This is a genomic window from Njordella aestuarii, assembly GCF_056494165.1.
On sequence record NZ_CM151397.1, the window covers coordinates 2,797,909 to 2,815,702 of the forward strand.

At 50.5% G+C, this 17,794-nt stretch carries 9 protein-coding genes; 3 read left to right on the forward strand and 6 right to left on the reverse strand.

All coding sequences use genetic code 11. The annotated features are described in order from the left end of the window. Positions 1 to 125: 125 nt before the first annotated feature. Positions 126 to 2,114: a GumC domain-containing protein gene (locus SH451x_RS10835; protein ID WP_479362475.1), complete on the reverse strand. Its 1,989-nt coding sequence runs from the start codon at positions 2,112 to 2,114 to the stop codon at positions 126 to 128. A gap of 435 nt (positions 2,115 to 2,549) precedes the next feature. Between SH451x_RS10835 and SH451x_RS10840 the strand changes: the two genes are divergently transcribed. Both SH451x_RS10840 and SH451x_RS10845 read left to right on the forward strand, forming a co-directional pair. Then, positions 2,550 to 3,959: a S41 family peptidase gene (locus SH451x_RS10840; protein WP_479362476.1), complete on the forward strand. Its 1,410-nt coding sequence runs from the start codon at positions 2,550 to 2,552 to the stop codon at positions 3,957 to 3,959. 179 nt (positions 3,960 to 4,138) lie between these two features. Beyond that, the gene (locus SH451x_RS10845; protein WP_479362477.1) at positions 4,139 to 8,203 is read left to right on the forward strand and encodes an SHD1 domain-containing protein; all 4,065 of its coding nucleotides are present in this window, start codon (positions 4,139 to 4,141) and stop codon (positions 8,201 to 8,203) included. A 5-nt stretch (positions 8,204 to 8,208) separates the two neighbouring features. Here SH451x_RS10845 and SH451x_RS10850 read toward each other — a convergent pair whose 3' ends face one another. The 4 genes from SH451x_RS10850 to SH451x_RS10865 form a co-directional block, all read right to left on the reverse strand. Continuing rightward, on the reverse strand, positions 8,209 to 9,201 hold the full coding sequence (locus SH451x_RS10850; RefSeq protein WP_479362478.1) for a hypothetical protein: 993 nt from the start codon (positions 9,199 to 9,201) through the stop codon (positions 8,209 to 8,211). Between the two features lie 194 nt (positions 9,202 to 9,395). Beyond that, positions 9,396 to 12,839 carry a M56 family metallopeptidase gene (locus SH451x_RS10855; RefSeq protein ID WP_479362479.1) on the reverse strand — a complete coding sequence of 1,148 codons (3,444 nt, stop codon included), beginning with the start codon at positions 12,837 to 12,839 and terminating at the stop codon, positions 9,396 to 9,398. Positions 12,840 to 12,850: 11 nt separating this feature from the next. Next, a complete protein-coding gene (locus SH451x_RS10860) occupies positions 12,851 to 13,243 on the reverse strand; it encodes a BlaI/MecI/CopY family transcriptional regulator (protein WP_479362480.1) in 393 nt (130 codons plus the stop codon). 274 nt (positions 13,244 to 13,517) lie between these two features. Further along, a complete protein-coding gene (locus tag SH451x_RS10865) occupies positions 13,518 to 15,461 on the reverse strand; it encodes a thioredoxin domain-containing protein (protein ID WP_479362481.1) in 1,944 nt (647 codons plus the stop codon). A 124-nt stretch (positions 15,462 to 15,585) separates the two neighbouring features. Between SH451x_RS10865 and SH451x_RS10870 the strand changes: the two genes are divergently transcribed. Beyond that, positions 15,586 to 16,560, forward strand: a complete 975-nt coding sequence (locus SH451x_RS10870) for a prenyltransferase/squalene oxidase repeat-containing protein (RefSeq protein ID WP_479362482.1) — start codon at positions 15,586 to 15,588, stop codon at positions 16,558 to 16,560. A gap of 16 nt (positions 16,561 to 16,576) precedes the next feature. Here SH451x_RS10870 and SH451x_RS10875 read toward each other — a convergent pair whose 3' ends face one another. Then, positions 16,577 to 17,749, reverse strand: coding sequence for a hypothetical protein (locus SH451x_RS10875; protein WP_479362483.1), 1,173 nt, complete (start codon positions 17,747 to 17,749; stop codon positions 16,577 to 16,579). Positions 17,750 to 17,794: the final 45 nt, after the last annotated feature.

Sequence of the window (17,794 nt, forward strand, 5' to 3'; positions counted from 1 at the left end):
CAGCTTCGGGTCGGACCGAACGCAACAAAGACCGGCTTGCGAAGCCGCGATGAGTTCTTCTCGGTCGAAGAACAGTTTCGCACGAGCAGAACTCGTCAGACTACGGATGGCACTCCTACTCCAATCTAGTGAGCAGGGCTCCCCGGTGGAGTTCTTTTTGGACGTACGCCGACGCGGAGCGGTTTAGCTGGCGGTGCCGAGGTGCGATCGCGTTGCCTGCGCTCGTTCGCCGCCTCCGACGTCGTTTCAGTTAAGGCTTCTGCTTTTGCTTCTGTAGCCGTTGCAGGCAGCATCACAGTCGCGCTTGTCGATGAAGCGAGTTCCGCTTCATCATAACCGTCCAACGCATCTTTGGCTTTCAGCAGTTCTTCTAAAATAGAGGATCGACGTTTTGGCGCGGTTGTAAATTCTTCTTCGCTAGGCTCTTCTTCTACAGTCAAATACTCAGATTCTCCCAGAAGCAAACCCTCGAGCTCATCGGTCGCGTCGTCGAGAGAGGTCCCGTTCGGTAGACCCGATGCTTGGTACGAAGTGTTATCGGCTAGCGACGTTGCAGAATTCTTTTTCGAAGCGTTTTTGGAAATGCTCATTTTGCTCGTACTGAGATGGCGATCCAGAGCGTTTTCAATAATCGTCGGCAGTTCCGATTCGTTGGTTTCCTCAGAGATCTGTGAGCCCGCGACGTTTGGATCCTCCACGGAAGACTTACGTCGTTGATCCTGCGACATGTAATCGCCCCAGCGGCGTCCGAAACGATTATTACCGTCGATTGGCGTCACGGCGAATACGAAACCGAGTCCTAACAAAAGGCCGCCCAAAGATGAGCATAGCGTGATGAGAACGCGGCCTGGACCGATCGGCTTGTCACCCACTTGCGGTTTATCGAGTCGTGTCAACAAGCTAACGGATTGTGACGCTTGCTGCGATGCGTTTGCTTCCGCGAGTTGACGTTCCGTTTCCTCAAGGATAGCGCTTCGCGTTTTAAGTTCGGCTACAACATTCGCATACTCGGATCTGATGGCAGCAAGGCCGTCCAAGCGACGCTCGGCAAGTTGCTTCTGTTCGGACAATTGTTCGATGCGTTTCTTGCTAGTACTGATGTCTTGGATCAGTGCGTATTTCGAAGCCTCCAGTTGCTTGATCAACTTGCTCTCGATGGACGACTGCGCATCGCGCGCCGACCTGACCAAGGGATGGGCATCCGTAAAGCGTCCCGTTAACTGTGATGTGCTTAGTTGCGCGTCAGCTAGGCCTTCTCGCAGCTTGCGTAGCCCGGGTTGAGAATTTAAGACGCTGCCGGGTGCTAGCACGTATGCTGCCGGGTCGGCGAGTGCTGTCTCAAGTAGTTCGAGATCGGCGGCAAGTTGTTGATCATCTTTGACTGCAACGCGCAGTTCTGTATCGATTTGATCGATTTGGCTCCGTGAGCCTCCTGAGCTACCGATTGTATCTGTCAAACCACGCAGATCGGCAAGTTGAGAGCCCGCTGACTTTTCGATCGATTGAATGCGTTCCGTGGTGGCTGCCAACTCGCGTTGTGCCGCTTGCTTTGCGGTTGTAAGCTCTGCAATGATGCTCGTCGCGCGAGCTTCACGCACTTGTCGCAACCGATTGTCTAAGGCCTTGGCAAGCGAGTCTACGATCTTTAACGCTGAATCAGGGCTATCGCTTTTTACGTCGAGATAAATGACCTCAGTGTTGCCGAACTCGACGCCTTTAGGAGCGTGAACAGAGACGTTATTGTTTGCGAATGAATTGATTTGTCGGTCAGTTAATGTGCCCGAACCGTCCGCGAATGGCCACCAGCCTTTTTGATCTTTGCCCGATTCCTGCAAAGCGACCCGAACGACTTGGTGATTTTTTGCCATCTCCATGATCGTTTCTTGGGCGGCTTTGAGTTGTGTCTGTGACTCAAACCGTCCCAGCCGCATCATGGTTGCGTTTGCTTCATCGCGTACAAGAATCGCCTGAGTCGCAAGGTAAGTGTCTGACTTCAACAGAAATGCATAGACGCCGCCGATAACTCCACAAACAACTGTTGCACCAATCCAGACAGGAGCCCAGAGAACGATGCCTCGTATTAAGGATTTTATTGCTGGGAATTGAGCGAACATGCTAGACGACTTGTCTGATCAAGAACGAACCGACATGGAAAGCTCGACGAATCGATTCTTGCCAATGTAAATCTGAGGTAATACGCAGAGCTCGATCGCGTGCTGTGATCAAAATCAAGACACGCAGCCAAGCTTGTAAACTTAACTCTCATTAAGCAAAATGTGACCTGCGACTAGGCTTGTCTGCCGATTGTTGACCACCTCAAGCGTCACAAGCGTCAGAGCCATTACAAACCGTTTTAACTTACGTTACATCACAGTGACGTGGTCCCAGAGTTTGCCTACCCTGAACGAGGAAAGGCATTGCCGGCGATGCCTAGCTTTCGCTTGCTGTTGGTGGTTAAAGCGGGTAGGCTAGTTAAAGAATTCTTCTTGCTGCAAGCTCCTCGCTGGGAGGCCTTCGGTCAGTTGACTTGCCTTTATCAGTAGCGCTCAATGACAAGCCGAAATCTCCGTTGGTTAACTCTTCTAACCGTATCATGCTTGGTATGTGCAATTCAAGCCAAGCGTTTTCGCGAAGTGAGCGATGTTGCCTTGGCGATGGACTACGTCGAGCAGCTGTACGTCGAACCTGTCGATCGTGCCGAACTTGGGCGACACGCAATGACGGGCATGATGGAGCGTCTGGACCCCTACAGCGGTTTTATTCCGCCGACCGATTTGGATTCATTTCGCGCCCAGATTGAACAAAATTTCGCGGGCTTAGGGGTCGTCGTAACCAAACCACGCGAAGGAGCACTGCGGGTGGTTCGAACTATACATAATGCACCTGCGGATAAAGCTGGACTGCGGAGCGAAGATCAGATTCGTGAGATAAGCGGCAAGTCAACGTTGAACCTAAGCATTGAGGAGGCGAGCAAGCTACTGCGCGGTAAACCTAACACGGCGGTGACGATTACTGTTTATCGTCCTAGCGATGAGTCGACGAAAGAGTTGTCGGTTGTTCGAGATATTGTCGAAACACCTTCGGTCCTCGGAGACTATCGGGACGAAAACGGAAACGTACGGTACCGGATGCAGGCGGATCCACGCATAGCCTATATTCACATGGCAGTGTTCGGTGAGCAAAGCCCCGCAGAGATGGCGAAGTTCTTAACGAAAGATGCTGCGGATGCAGACGCCATTGTTCTAGACCTGAGAGACAATGCGGGTGGTCTGCTGAACACGGCGCGAGACATCTGCGACATGTTTATGGACTCAGGTGTAATCGTTGAAACGAAAGGACGTGTGGCAGAGGCGTACTCGTTGATCGAGGCTGAGCCTGGCACTTTGATCAGCAGTGACGTGCCGCTGGTAATCTTGATTAACGGGAATTCGGCGAGCGCGTCCGAAGTTACTGCCGGTGCTTTACGAGACAGCGGTCGAGCGTTTGTGGCAGGTCAGCGTTCCTATGGCAAAGGGTCGGTGCAAAACGTCATTGAGATGGATGGTGGCCGTGCAGCTTTGCGCTTAACGACCGCATATTGGTATCCGCCAAGTGGTCAGAAGGTTCATCGCGATAAGGACGCAAAGGAGGAGGACGTTTGGGGGATTCTTCCTAACCAGGAACTGGAGCTCAAAGTTTCTGAGAGAGATCATATCCGAGCCTTAAACAGACTCTTTCGTCGTGACTCTGGGAATTTGACGAAGCAGGACGAATCCGTGGAGGCAACCGAACAAGCGTCAGAATCCCCTGAGGCAACAACGGAACCTAGCTTGGAAGGGGCAGCGTCCGATGAACCCATCGACCTGATGCAGCTTGGCGACCCACAAGTTGTCACACATTTGCTTGAGACCGATGTCTCGCTGGCAGATGATCCGCAATTGCTAAAAGTTGTCGCTTGGCTACAGTCCACGCTCGATTAGCCGCTTGTCAACGATGCACCCGGTTGCGGGATAATCGCGTTTTCCAGGTTGCGAGCCTCCTTGTGAGTCACTGTTGACGCCGGTCAAGATAAACTGCCAGACCGATGTGGCATACGACGACGCGATCGCTTAAAATGTTGCATCGCTTTGTTTTGCATATTGTTTTGAGGCGGCTGGAAATGCAAAAGTACAGATTCTGGATACTGACAACTCTTTTAACGCTGTTCCAAGGACAGAGCTTTGCACGAGAGTGGTCGGACGCTAGTGGAAAATACCGCATCGAAGCTGATCTTGTGGCAGTCCGCGGTGATAAGGTAATCCTTGAGAAGAAGGATGGAACGATCACATCGGTGCCGATTGCCAAGCTGTCGGCGGCAGATCAAGAATACCTCAAACAGCAGGCTACGCCACAAGCCGCAACTCCTCGCAGTTCTGACGCAAGTGCGCAGGCGGCAAATGCAACCAATGGCGCGGTGTCTGCGAATTCTGCCGGCGATTCTTCGCAGACTGAGTTGGCGGCACTTGCAACTCGAGCGCAAGCAATCCTGAAGGCGAACTGCTTTCGCTGTCATGGCGAAGATAATTCTAGTGAAGGCGGTTTTGGATTCGCACTCGATCGTGAAAAGCTCGTTGCCTCTGGGTACGTCGTCCCGAAGGACGCGGCACGTTCACCGTTGATCGAACGGATGAATTCCAAAGATTCGCCGATGCCTCCCGAAGGTGAATCGCCTCGGCCCTCCAGCGAAGAGATGGAGGAAGTGCAGGCGTGGATCGCAGCCGGGGCTCCTCATGCCGGCACCCAAGAAATACGGCCATTCATTTCAACTGCGCAAGTGTTTGCATCGATTGCTGCCGATTTGAAATCGCTGAATGAGCGAGATCGTGCTTCCGCCCGCTATTTTTCGGCTGTTCATTTAGCGAACTCGGGCCTTTCGGACGAGGAGATCGAAACGTACCGAGTTGCGCTCGCAAAACTGATCAACAGTCTATCCTGGGGCAGAAAGCTAGCCAGTTTGCAACCGTTGAAATCGCAACCGTTCGTTTTTCGCATCGACCTCCGAAGCTTGAAGTGGACGCCAGAAACTTGGGAGCAGATACTTGCAAGTTATCCTCACGGTACGGTTTTCGAATCAAGGGACGCTTATAACGTGAGGTTGTCGACTGAGTGTGAGATCCCTTTAATTCGTGCCGACTGGTTTGTTGCGACAGCGTCACGACCGCCACTCTACCACGATCTCGCTCAAATACCCGTAAGTGATGCGCAACTGGAAGCTTTGTTGCAAGTTGATGTTGAAAAGAATTTGGAGGAAGGGCGCGCTTTGCGAGTTGGTTTTGCCAGATCGGGCGTATCGCAAAACAATCGTTTGATCGAGAGGCACGATTCAGTATTTGGAGCTTATTGGAAAAGCTACGACTTTGCTGAAAACATTGGTCGGAAGAACTTGTTCGAAAACCCCATAGGGCCGGGAGTAGCGGATGGGACTTTCGCACATGATGGTGGCGAGATTATCTTTCACCTGCCCAATGGTATGTTGGGTTTTATGCTTACGGATGCTTCTGGCTTACGAATTGACCGAGGTCCAGTAGAAATAGTCAGCGATCCACGTCAACCCGAGCGAACAGTGGTTAACGGCGTTTCTTGTATGTCTTGTCATTACGGTGGGTTTATCTCGAAAGCAGACGAGATTCGCAATCATGTTTTGGCTAACGATAAAGCATACGAGGGACGCGAGCGTATCCTGCAACTTTATCCCTCTCCAGGCGCAGTTGACAAATGGTATGTTGACGATTCGAAAGTTTATCTCGCGGCACTTGCCAAGCAAGAGATTGGAATTGGGAAACCGACTCAAGCTGGCGAACCGATCGTGCTTGTCAGTAACCGCTATTTGAATGAACTGGATCTGCGAACAGTTGCTGCTGAGCTGGGTATGCAGGCGGAAGCGTTTGAGGCCAAGCTCGCCGAAGTTGTCGAACCAGAATTGAAGCGAACCATCGGTGTCTTGAAAACCAAAGGAGGAGTGATCAAACGGGACGCGTTTGACCCAATAGCTCTCCAGCTTGCCACGCATTTTAAGCTTGGAAACAGGCCCACGGGCGAACCGCCTCAAGCGACACCGCGAGCGGCTGTTGCCGCCAATCGAAATGTTGCCCCACAGGCCGGCAATTCCGCTGCCGCCAATGAGGCACTGAAAGCGGGCGTCGAAGCCGTGAAGAAACAGCAGTGGCTGCAAGCAGAAGACTACTTCGCAACGGCCATCAAGCGTTCAAACGACAGACTTCTTACAGCTAGAATCTACGAAACAGCAGTTCCACTTTTCGAGCGTAACGAAGCAATCGAAAAACTAATCGAAGCGCACATGTTCTTATTAGATTCGTGCAAGAATACGACTGCCATTGAACAGGCTCGCGCCAATTTTTACAATTCCGTGTTACGATCTGCTCAAAAGTCGGACTTTTGGTCGATGCGTGTCGAGACGAGTACAAGTATTAGATGGCACACGACGCTCCCGACGTCGACTTCAAACGCCATTGCCGAAGCTTTTGAACAGAAGCTGGCGGAGACTCCAAATCACGAACCATCGCTACGTGTGATGCAACTGTTTTGGGAGCACGTGCAACTGAACCCGAAGAAGCGGATGGAGGTTCTGCAGGCACTGCGGGAAGTCCATAAAGCACGCAAGGAGAGCCTTGATATAATCGCGGCTTCCGATTTGGCAACTTTGCTTGTTGAAAACGGCGACGCCGCAACTGGGGCGGAGATATTTGCCGAGATCGCAGGGCAGCTTACAGGAAATCGAGCTGCCAATTTTCGAATCATGGAAGCAGACGGCTGGAGCAAAGCCGATCAGAAGCAAAAGGCGATGGCAGCCCTCTCTAGTGCAACCAAAGAGTTAGTCAAGCGACCCGACACTAGTAGCACGTTTGACCTTGTTAAGGCCGCAGAACTATACCTGACGCTCGACGAGCCAAAGTTGGCTGTTGACGTGTACAAATCGGTCCTGAAAGTTGAAAAGCAGCCTTATGCCATTCGAGATCTCCAGGACAAAATAAATGCAGCGAACGCCATGATCGTCGATAATGGCGACGCTGGCGGTAAAAGAAATGACGACATGGGCGATTTGCTTGATCCGGGACTATCTTATCGCAAAGAGGCAGAGACGCATGAAGAATCAGCAAAACGAGGCGATTCATCCCAGCTCCACTATCTAATGCAAGCCGGTGAAAGCTGGATTAAAGCCAACGACATGAAAAAGGCCGCCGTGGCACTCAATAAAGCGGCGACATTGCTTAAACGTAAAACGGATACGTCCGCGCAGCAAGATCATGCGAAGCTCGCAGCGCTTTACCGCGATGCCAAGCTGATGCAGGAATCGGTCAACCATCTTGTAGCATCATTGAAACTTGCGAAAAGCGAGTACGATATTGAGAAGATTCAGACTGAGATTTCTGCCTTGATGGCTGAGGACGCATCAATCAAGTCGACACCTGAGATCGAGAAATTGCTCGATCCGAAATATAAGTATCGTGTTATGGCTATCGAAAATGCATCGCAAAAGACCTACGATGCCGATTCGAACGCGGCAAACCTGGTGAAGACGGTCGAACTTTGGGGGCAGGCTGGCGAAGTCAAAGAAGTGAAACGTTTAGGCCCAAGTGCCGAATCAGCAATTAATTCAATCGGCTCCAACAACTCGTACCGTCCCGAAGAGCAACTGAGTGCTAAGCTGGCCAAGGCGTACGACAGTGTCGAGCTATATGAAGACGCAGTCAGGTGTTATGCACTGGCTATCAAGTTTGCCACCCGCGATGACGATGCGGCGAAATACTATCACCAAATTAAAGTGATCTGTGACGAGAAAGGCATCAAACTGCCAGTTCTGGACGCCGAATCAGCCGCTAAAACAGATCCTTTCAACCGGTTTCGAGTTGACGCGGCCGGCCTGGAGAAAAAAGCGGCCGAAGCGACTGGCTCGCTGTCCGAACACTACATAAAACAAGCAGCTGAAACATGGCATAAGGCGCAGGAGAAAGAAAACGCATTTCGCGTTGCAAACGAGTTCGCCGCAAAACTATCGCAACAAAAAGAGCCGCGGGAGAATGAGCTCACGTGGTTGGCCGAGTTCTATCAAAAGCTTGGCTACGTGAAAGAAGCTGTTCAAACTTACGAACAAATTCTCGCTCTCACGAAAAGCAACAGCGCGAAGAAGCGTATTCAGGCAAAGATTGACGTGCTGAAAAACTAGACGAGCTATCGCAGGGGTAAACTATCGAGCGTTATGGGACCAACCTTTTGGCCCAGCAATTGAATCGTCACCGTTGATTTTGTCTTTTCCTCCGGAATCCAATAGCCCTCGCCGAGAGTTGTCGGTTCTGTAATACCGTCCGTAAGTGCATGTTGATCGTCCAAGTGCATTGGGAGAGTCTCAAGGCTAGAAACTTCACAGGGGCGCTTCAATGCAATGTTTTCTTCGCCAAGAAACACTTCGACTTCTGCCAGCCCGCAGCCTTCACCTTTCCAGCGAGTGATTTCGATAACAACGCGATCGAACATTAACCTGGGTAGTTGCAGTTCATTGCGTGCTTCCTTTGTGCTGAACTTAAGTCCCTTGCGATTCCAGACAACTTGTTGACCGTTGAGAAGTTGGACATTTGCAATCGTACTCAGGCGTTCATGAAGGTTCTGATCCATAGGTAGATTCCAAAGCACCATAGAGATCTTTCCCGTGTTCGTACGAAACTTGAAGGTCAAATCGGATTGATCTCTGCTGCGTTGAAACTTTTGGAAATTCTCGATAGTAGCCTTTTTGTGCCGCTCGTTGTTTGCGGCCATGTCTTTCGCAAACTGCGACTGGGCACCTTTGATTTGTTCTTTAAACCTATCGTTGGTTGCCGCGAGATATCGATCAGCATTCTTTTTGTATTCTTCCTGAATTGCCTCCATCGCCTTATCGTATTCAACTTCACCGAATTCACCGCCATTCGCAATCAATTCTTCGGCGTTTTGAATTTGATAGTCATATATTTTGACCGCGTTCAAAATCTCAAGGTCGGGAGTACCAGGCTTTACAGTTTTAGACCTCTCCTGATGATTTTTCTGTATCTGATCGCGTTCTGCCCGTAGTTTGTCCAAATACGTGTTCGGCTCAACTTTTACTTCCTGCCCCAAGAGCTGCGAAGCACCTGAGTTTACAAAGATCACTGATGCGGTGGCTAACAACATGTAGATGGCAATACGAAGCATGAGTCGGAGCATTCCTTTTGCGTGAGCAATCAATGATAGTAGTCCAGCTGCGACGGAACTGGAATTTGAATTATAGACGAACTTTTACACACACCGCAACGAGTGGCGTTGCGGCTTTGGGCGGATGCGGTCCACTCTCCAAGAAATGTGGCTAAGCCTTAAGACGAGGGTGTGCGGAATACGAGAAGCCGCGTCTAGTCCATCGATAGCGTCAGTGTCGGCGAACTTGGATTGGCTCCACGATGGGGTATGTAGACTCGGTAGAGAATTGGACCAGTCGTTAGACCTTGACCGACGAACTGGCTCTGTGCATAGAGTTTCACACCTCTCGGCCACAGGTTTCCATTCGCCATCGCTTTCAAGGTGGCTACGATGGCTTCCTTTTCCTTGATACTGTTCAACCCATTTAGTTCTTCAGAAGACCGTAGCAAAGAAGCGCGTAGTTCATTCGAGGTCAGTTCTTTTGCATCAGCGCGACGCGTATACTTCTGGAACAAAGCAAATCCTTGATCGAAAGTTAACGCATTATAATTAACGCCATTCACCAAGAGTGCACCAGAGCCGACGCCGGTTGTTTCGCTGCGAGTGATACCTTTCAAAGTCGCCTTCGGCGAATCCGCATCCAGCTCGAATTTTAGATTGATGGTTTCACCCGCTGCGATCTCGAACTCCGCATTCAGAATTTCATTGAATCCAAGATAGAGTCCGCATTTATACATACTCGCAGGCAATTGTTTGATTGAAAAAATGCCGTCTCCAATCAAAGTTGAGTTATAAGTGCTACCTTCGTAGATGTCAGTCAGTTTAAGGCCAACATCGGACCAGTTCACAATTTGTGCACTTTGTACTTCGGCGGCAACGACTGCCTCCGGTGGCAGAACGATTTCAAAGTGTTCCTGGTTGTCACGCCAACCAAAACGACCTCGAGCGTAACCATCTGCTTTGATTGCAATCGTGCCCTCAGGAATGTGAGCGTCTTTAAAAACGGCGATTCCGTCTACATTCGTCATTTCGAACGGCGAAGTAACTTCGTCGGATTCCCAATTAAATTGGAGATAATCTGACTCGATGATATCATCTATCAATATCGCTTGGGCTCCTTCGATCGGTGTGCGATCGTTTGTCACTACTGACACTCTTAGATCAACCGGCGGAGTAAGTTGGAACAGGTTGAAACTTGGATCCTTGTCGTCTGTAGCCTGTACTCGGTCCAGCGCGATGCGACCCGACTCGTAGCCATCAACGGTTACGCGGTATATGAGTCCCGAATAGATGTCCTCGCTGAGCTCGAATCTTCCATCTTCATCTGTAAACGAAAATCCTTGCGACACAATGTGGTGAGCCAATGAACCTGGGACACGATCTGCACTTGAGAAATGACGCGGTTGCCCCGCCATTACACGGAAATCTTTCACTGGGTTTCCGGAGCTATCGACAACTCGGCCACGGATATAGCCTGCAATTGTTCGTCCTCTTGGGGGGGCACTAAAGCTTAAATATGCGTGCGAATCGCTGCTTCTTTTGGGTGGATCGGTTGGTAATGCGAAAGTGACTTTTACAGGCTTGCTGTCAGTTAACGCAAGCGGCTCTGTTGCTTGAGCTTCGTAACCTTGCGTAGAGGCTAACAAGTATCGTAGGCCGCCTTGGGTGGGCATGCCGTCCCATATGAAATTTCCTTGTTCATCAGCGAGGCACGCAAAACCATCAAATTGAGGGTAAGCGCCCTGCACTATGGAACTAACCATCGCAAACGGAATTGGCATACCGCGAGAATCTTTCACTGTGCCAACGATGGATGTTGCAGGTTGCAGGTAGACATTCAAGTCGGTGTTTGCCGCACTTACGCTTTCGACGTTGAATCTCTGCCGCTGATGTCCCGATGCGAAAATAGTAAAGCTGATCGGACGATCGTCGATGGCGACTAACTCAATCAATCCGTTGCTGTCACTAATTAAGACGCGTCCATCATTTAGGTAGAGTCTAGCGTCGCTTATTGCCGACCGATCAGCCTTTGATCGAATCTTGATGTTCATTGATTTACGTTCTAGCAAACGCGCGACCATTCTCTCGGGCTGCTTAGGCTCCTGATCATAAATCCATGCAAGGTCCGCGTCGAATTTGACGGACCTGTTTTCCTTCACGGCTATTAGCTTCCACACTGCCTTGTCGCCTGGGATTGGGAAAAGCTGCAGTACAAATCGACCATCACCATCCGTAATGACACGTTCGCGAAACGGAGCGAAGGTGCCTTCACTGGCGGCCCAAACTGTTGCACCAACAGCCGGTGTTAGGTCGGTATCGTAAACACTGCCGCGAACTTCCACCGTACGAGATTTTGGTATAACAATCGCTACTGCAGGAGTCGCCGGTGACGTTGAGATAGTATTATTGACGTTCCATTGACCAATCAGTTGAGCATCGGGAAAAGGATTCGAAGGTGGTGAAGATTTAGTAGAATCGACGCCAGTACCGTAAAAAGCGACAAAGATCACCCCAACCAAGATGGTGGTCATCGCTAAACCCGTAGTTTGCTTGGTCGTTAGTCTCGTCTGAAGCGACGATGGGCGTTTCAAAAGACTTTCAATTCTACGATAGAACGCCGTTGGTGCACTTGAAAAAGAAAGCGTAGCCAGTATGAGGCGTTGTCCCCGGGTCTGCTGTTTTACTAACGACAACAGCTCTGCTGCATAGGAACTTTTGGAACTTGCGCTGGCGGCAATTTCGTCGGCAAGCATCTCCATTGCAAGCTTGGTTGAACTGCGAATCCACCAATAGATTGGGTGACACCAGAGAAGTGGAAGCGCGATATTGAAGATCGCCAGCCCTACTGCGTCTCGACGCGTGACATGGGCCAGTTCATGACGCAGCGCATGTGGAAGCGACGCTTCCCATTGAGCGTTATCGAGAAGCTTTGGAAGTACGACTGCGGGCCGGAAAATGCCGAAGGTGAATGGTACGCTACATCGCGGCGATTCAAAAATTCTGACACCGAAAATTCCATTGTGAAGTAGCCGACGAAGAGCGGGCGCACTATGTAAGCTGGCAGTCACGATACGATGGTCCGTTCCGAGTCGCTGCGACTTGCGAATTAGCTTGAAGAGCAGCACCCGTCCAGCGATCAACCATGCGAATGCGGCGATAAAACCAAACGCATAAAATGTATAAAGCAGTCGCCACGAAAATACGCTCATCACCAATGACAGTAAATGTGAGCGTGGGGTCTCGCTGTCCTGGCTGAAATCGACGTTCGATTGTGTCGGATTCGATTGAAGCGACGTTTTAGGGTAGATAGCTGTTGAACTATTGTCGGCGGCTTGCCTTGAGGTGGCCGCGTCAACAGGTTCGGTTGGGGCAGGCGCTGCGTCAGAAGGGGAGCTGCCAATGTTAAGGGCCCGATTACCGGGCACTTCTGTAAATGCATTTAAGGCGAACAGCGCGTCGGAAGCGCTGATAATTCGCGGCATAGGAATCGCGGCGGACGCTATCCAAGCAAGAGTGACCAATAGCGTCAGTTCACCGCACCGTTGACGGTAGATTGGCTGAACAAGAAACCTAATTACCAATGCTCCAATGCCAAGAATCGTCGTTGTACCTAACAAGTACATAAACCAATATTGAGAGATTAAGTAAGTCAACATCGCAGCTTACCCTAACGTTTATCTTTTGACTTCGACTTAAATTCCTCGATCAGCGACTCTAGCTTTTGGAGTTCCTCTTCTGTCGGACGCTTAGCAGAGAAAGCGCTTTGAACGAGTTGATCGACCGCTCCATCGAAGGCCCGGTGCAACAAATCGGCCACGAGACGCTTCTTCGTGCGATCTTGTTTTATTAGCGGACGATAGATGAAAGTGCGTCCAGCAACACGATGTTCGACAAGTCCCTTTTCTTCCATAACACGCAAGAAGGCTTGCACTGTATTCTGTACGATCGGCAGTCGTACAGCTAAAGCTTCATACACTTCTCTAACAGTAGCTTCTTTGCGATCCCAAAGAATATTCAATATTTCCAGCTCACGGTCCGTTGGCTGATCTGGTTCGGTCATTAAGTACTCATTTGTTATTGTGCCCTGGCATCTAAGCTTAAGAAGTTAAGCGTAGATTCTTAAGATATAAGTGCAGATGGGCTACGTCAAGCGTTTTGGTTGGGCAATTTTTGAAGAAGAATATTCGATGCTTCACGCCTCAGTATTGGAACCAGTTTGTGTCCAAGTTGGCGAAGTCCCTATACGGACAGCACGCGCTTCATCAAACCGAAAGCGATATAGAAATTGCGAGAAACGAAATTCTGGTCAAGCAAATGGAGGTTTCAATGAACCTCTATTTCGAAGCTCCAGAAGTGGAAAGCCATTCCTGTAGGTGCGTCACGAGTAGCGGGGATGCGAGTGGCGAATCGGTCATTAGGTTGGCTTCCGATTCGAACAGCCTCCTGAGGGAATCTCTGTAGCCATCGCTGTCAGATTGCTTCGCTAGGTACAGCAAGTTGCCCGCAGTCACACTGTTGCCAGATGGGATAGATCCATCGACTGGATCTTTAAAACGGACGATAAGATTCTGGTGAGCGAGACTGGTGTAATAGTATCCGCCCGTTTTAGTATCCTCAAATAGCGACGCTTGCAACGTATTCAGCTTGATCGCTTCGTCAAGCCACCGCGGTTCGGATGTTGCCTTGTGAAGCTGACACAAACCGTACACGACAAAGGCATAGTCATCCAAATATCCCGCCAGCTCGGCAGCATCGGTCGTGTACGTGCGGCTGAGCAATCCTGCGTCATTTCGCATATTGTCGAGCACAAAACTTGCTGACTTCTCCGCCGCTTCAACGAATTCTGGCCGCTGCAGTATTCTTCCTGACTCTGCCAATGCCCCAATCATAAGACCATTCCACGATGCAATAATCTTGGTATCGGTCGAAGGTCTTTCGCGTTGCTCGCGTATCAGCTTCATCTCGTTTCGCGGTCCGGAAAACCTTTCCAAAATACCCGGCACGGTAACGCCTTGCTCTTGGGCGAAGGCTTGTAGAGTTTTTCGGAGTTGCGGGACGTAGTATTGATCTTCAAAATTTGGGTCGCCATCAAGCCCATAGGCTGACGCATAGTACTGCAGTGCCTCGTTTCCATCTCGCACCGTTTTCAGGTCCGCTTTGCTCCAGCGATAGTACGCGCCCTCTTCGCCCTCCGAGTCGGCATTGATCGATGCAAAAAACGCTCCTTGCGGCGTGCTCAGTTCGGAAAGGACGAAGTTGCAGATGTCTTCCGTAACCCAACGATAATCTTCACGACCCGTCAGCTCGTACGCTCTCGCGTAAACACTCGTGAGCTGTGCGTTGTCGTACAACATTTTTTCAAAGTGCGGCACTCGCCAGTAACGGTCGGTCGAGTATCGATGAAAGCCGCCGCCGATCTGGTCATAGATGCCACCAGAGTACATGCTATCGAGAGACTTGATCAACATTTCGCGCGCAGTGCTCTGTTCTGCTTGCGAAAATCCTTGGCGATTCGCGACGTCAAGTAAGAATGCTAAATTCGATGGCTCTGGAAACTTAGGACGGTTGGGGGCGGCGGCTGAGGCACCGAAACCTCCGAATTCAGCATCAAATTGTTCATGTAGCTGCTCCAAAGTTTTCTCGGCAATCGAGCGCTGAAGCAGCTTTGCCTTCTGATCAGTTTCGTCTCCGCCTTCCGCCTTGAAATTCTCCAGTAGAGCTTCCGTAACACGATCGGCATGTGCCAACACCTCTGACTTCTGGTCTGTCCAAACCGTTGAAAGCTTTTTCAGGATGGACAGAAAGCCTTCCGAAAAACCGCGATCACCGTCATGCGGTGGAAAGTAGGAACCGCCGCTAATGGGCTTGGTGTCAGGCGTCAAGAACACCGACAGTGGCCAACCAGCATTGCCACCGACAAGCTGCACAGCAGTCAGATAGATTTGATCGACATCCGGACGCTCTTCTCGATCCACTTTGATGCATACGAAATGTTCGTTCATGAACGCCGCGATTTCCGCATCGGAAAACGACTCCCGCTCCATCACGTGACACCAGTGGCAAGCCGAATAGCCGATCGACAAAAAAATGAGTTTGCCTTCTGCTTTTGCTTTCGCGATCGCTTCATCGCCCCAAGGATACCAATCAACCGGATTGTTGGCGTGTTGCAGCAAGTATGGACTGGATTCGGAAGCTAGCCGGTTCGTTTGTGGCTCTTGTGCCGCTACAATAGTGGAGGCGAACGCGATCAGACCAATTTGAAAGGCTTGCTTAAACATTTGTGTTGGTCTACTAAACACGCGACTGCGCTAGAACGGTGAGCGATCTGACTTTGTTGAATATGTTCTATTATCATATCAAGTCAGAAACCACATTTCATGCAAATATAGCGTTCCGGAAAAAATGTCATATCATTGCTTTCTAGCTTTGTTGCTTGCCATTTCGTTGAAACCGTTCGTTCACGCTCAAATTGAACTTGAGCAAGCGATCGATCGGTCTGCGAAGTTGTTAGCTAAAGAAGTTCCGAATTGGATTGCGGAGAACAAATGTGCGTCTTGCCACAACCAGGGCGACGGGGCTCGAGCGCTGATCATGCTCCAGCGTGATGGTAAAGAAATAGAGCCAGATATTTTAAGCTCTACGTTTCAATGGCTCGAGGAACCGGCGCATTGGGAAAAGAACCGTGGGCTTCCGGAAGCGAGTGACCAGAAGCTTGCCAATTTACATTTTGCAGCGACACTCGCTCTCGCGTTCGAATCTGATCCCGCTCGATTTCGCGGCGCCGTCGAGCACGCCTCACAGTTGCTAGTTGCGCAGCAAAGTGACGACGGGGCTTGGCGAATCGAAGATCGATCGACGTTCGCTTCTCCTATCACCCAAGGCCCAATTCTATTGACCGGTCAAGCTATCCGGTTGCTAAAACTTTCTGCCAGCAAGGAAAGCAAAGCTGCAATTATCAACGGGGTTAGTTGGCTTGGAATGGCCGAGCCTCGCAATACGCTCGAGCGGAGTTCGCTGGTATTGGCTTGGTCGTGGGCTGGCGTTAAAGAGGAAAAGCTTGTCTCGCGTTACATGAGCGAGATTGTGGCGGCGCAAAGTGAAGATGGAGGCTGGGGGCCACATGCAAATGCTGCCCCGGAAATCTACGACACGGCATTGGCCATCCTCGCTTTGAAATCAGCGTCGACCGATAACATCCAAGCACAAAAAGCAATCGCGGAAGGCATCAGATATTTATTGCGAAATCAATATGAAGATGGCAGTTGGAATGCTACGACGCGTCCGGCTGGCACCGAAAGTTATGCACATCGCATTTCCACAATCGCTTGGGCAACACAAGCGTTGATGCTCGCTCGGAACCGCGCAACTGTGGATTAGCAAACTGCCTAACGAGCTATTGCGCAGCCTGAGCGACAACGTTGAATCGGAGTTCTACATGCCGCGGTGCTGGAGATTCAATCTCATCGAAGCGATCAACTTCAAACGGTTTAGCAATGCTGTTTCCGACCAGATCTTCGATACGATCGTTGATCCTTAGCGAATACTCATCGATAGGCCAATCATTCGTCGGCGTAAAACTCCAGACGCTTTCTTTCTCTGAAAGGCTGACATGGCCATCGACCTGCTTCTTGCGAGAGTCGAAAACTTCAATGCCGCGCGTGACGATCGCATGATCCAAAGGTTCTTGGAGGTTAATGACCAGAGGTGCGCGTGAATGAGCTGGTGGAGCAACGATTTGCCAATCAGAAACCTTTGGTTGAGTGTAATCGCTGGTAATGGCTTTGTAGGTTTTCTTGAAGTCCTCTGTCATTGGCGTACCGGTGGCGTCGAGCCAATCGTGTTTGATTGTGAGGTGATACTTTGTGCCTGCGAACAAAATCGCGCCATCTTCTTCATGAGGAACGAGGCCTCGCTTGACGCGCGCGGGATCCAGCAGTAACGTCAAGCGTCGGCCTGATGGATCCCAGAGCTCTTCTGCAATTTCCAAGAACGGGTTCATCAACTGCTTGCCATCGTCGCTAACCAGTTCGATATGTTGGTAAGCTTCGCCGCTGGACATTGGAGCTGAGAAGAGGATATAGAACTTGAGCAGATTTTCGGGGAGTTCGTCGGCTGTTGGATAGACCTGGATAACTTTCGTCGACGGCACCGAAACAGGCTTTTCGGTAAAGATCTCAGCGGTCACCGCGGCTTTAGCTTCGCCGGGAAAACGCAGTTCGGCTAAATATTGGACGCCCTCCAGCAAAGGGTAGCGTGGTTGGAAGACAACTTTTTTAGTTTGCGAATCTAGTTCACACTTGCCGAACACCGCAGGCAGCGATGTCTGAGTTGTCGTCTCGGGCTTAACAAACAGGCGGATCGGATTGAAAGTGTCTGAAGATTTATCTGCTTGCTGCTCCAATGCCAGCCATTGCGATTCATCAAACCCTATAGCTTCGACAGTCTTGTTGCCGCTTGCTTCGCCAAGCTTCAAGGTTAGACCATCTCCGTGTGCTGAGCTCGCTGAAAAACAAAGACACGCAGCTAAGGCCAGCGTCATTGCGAAAAACGATGTCTGTCGAATCATAGAGGATTCCCAAGCTAGAAAGCCGAGGAGCTGGGCGACAAGTCG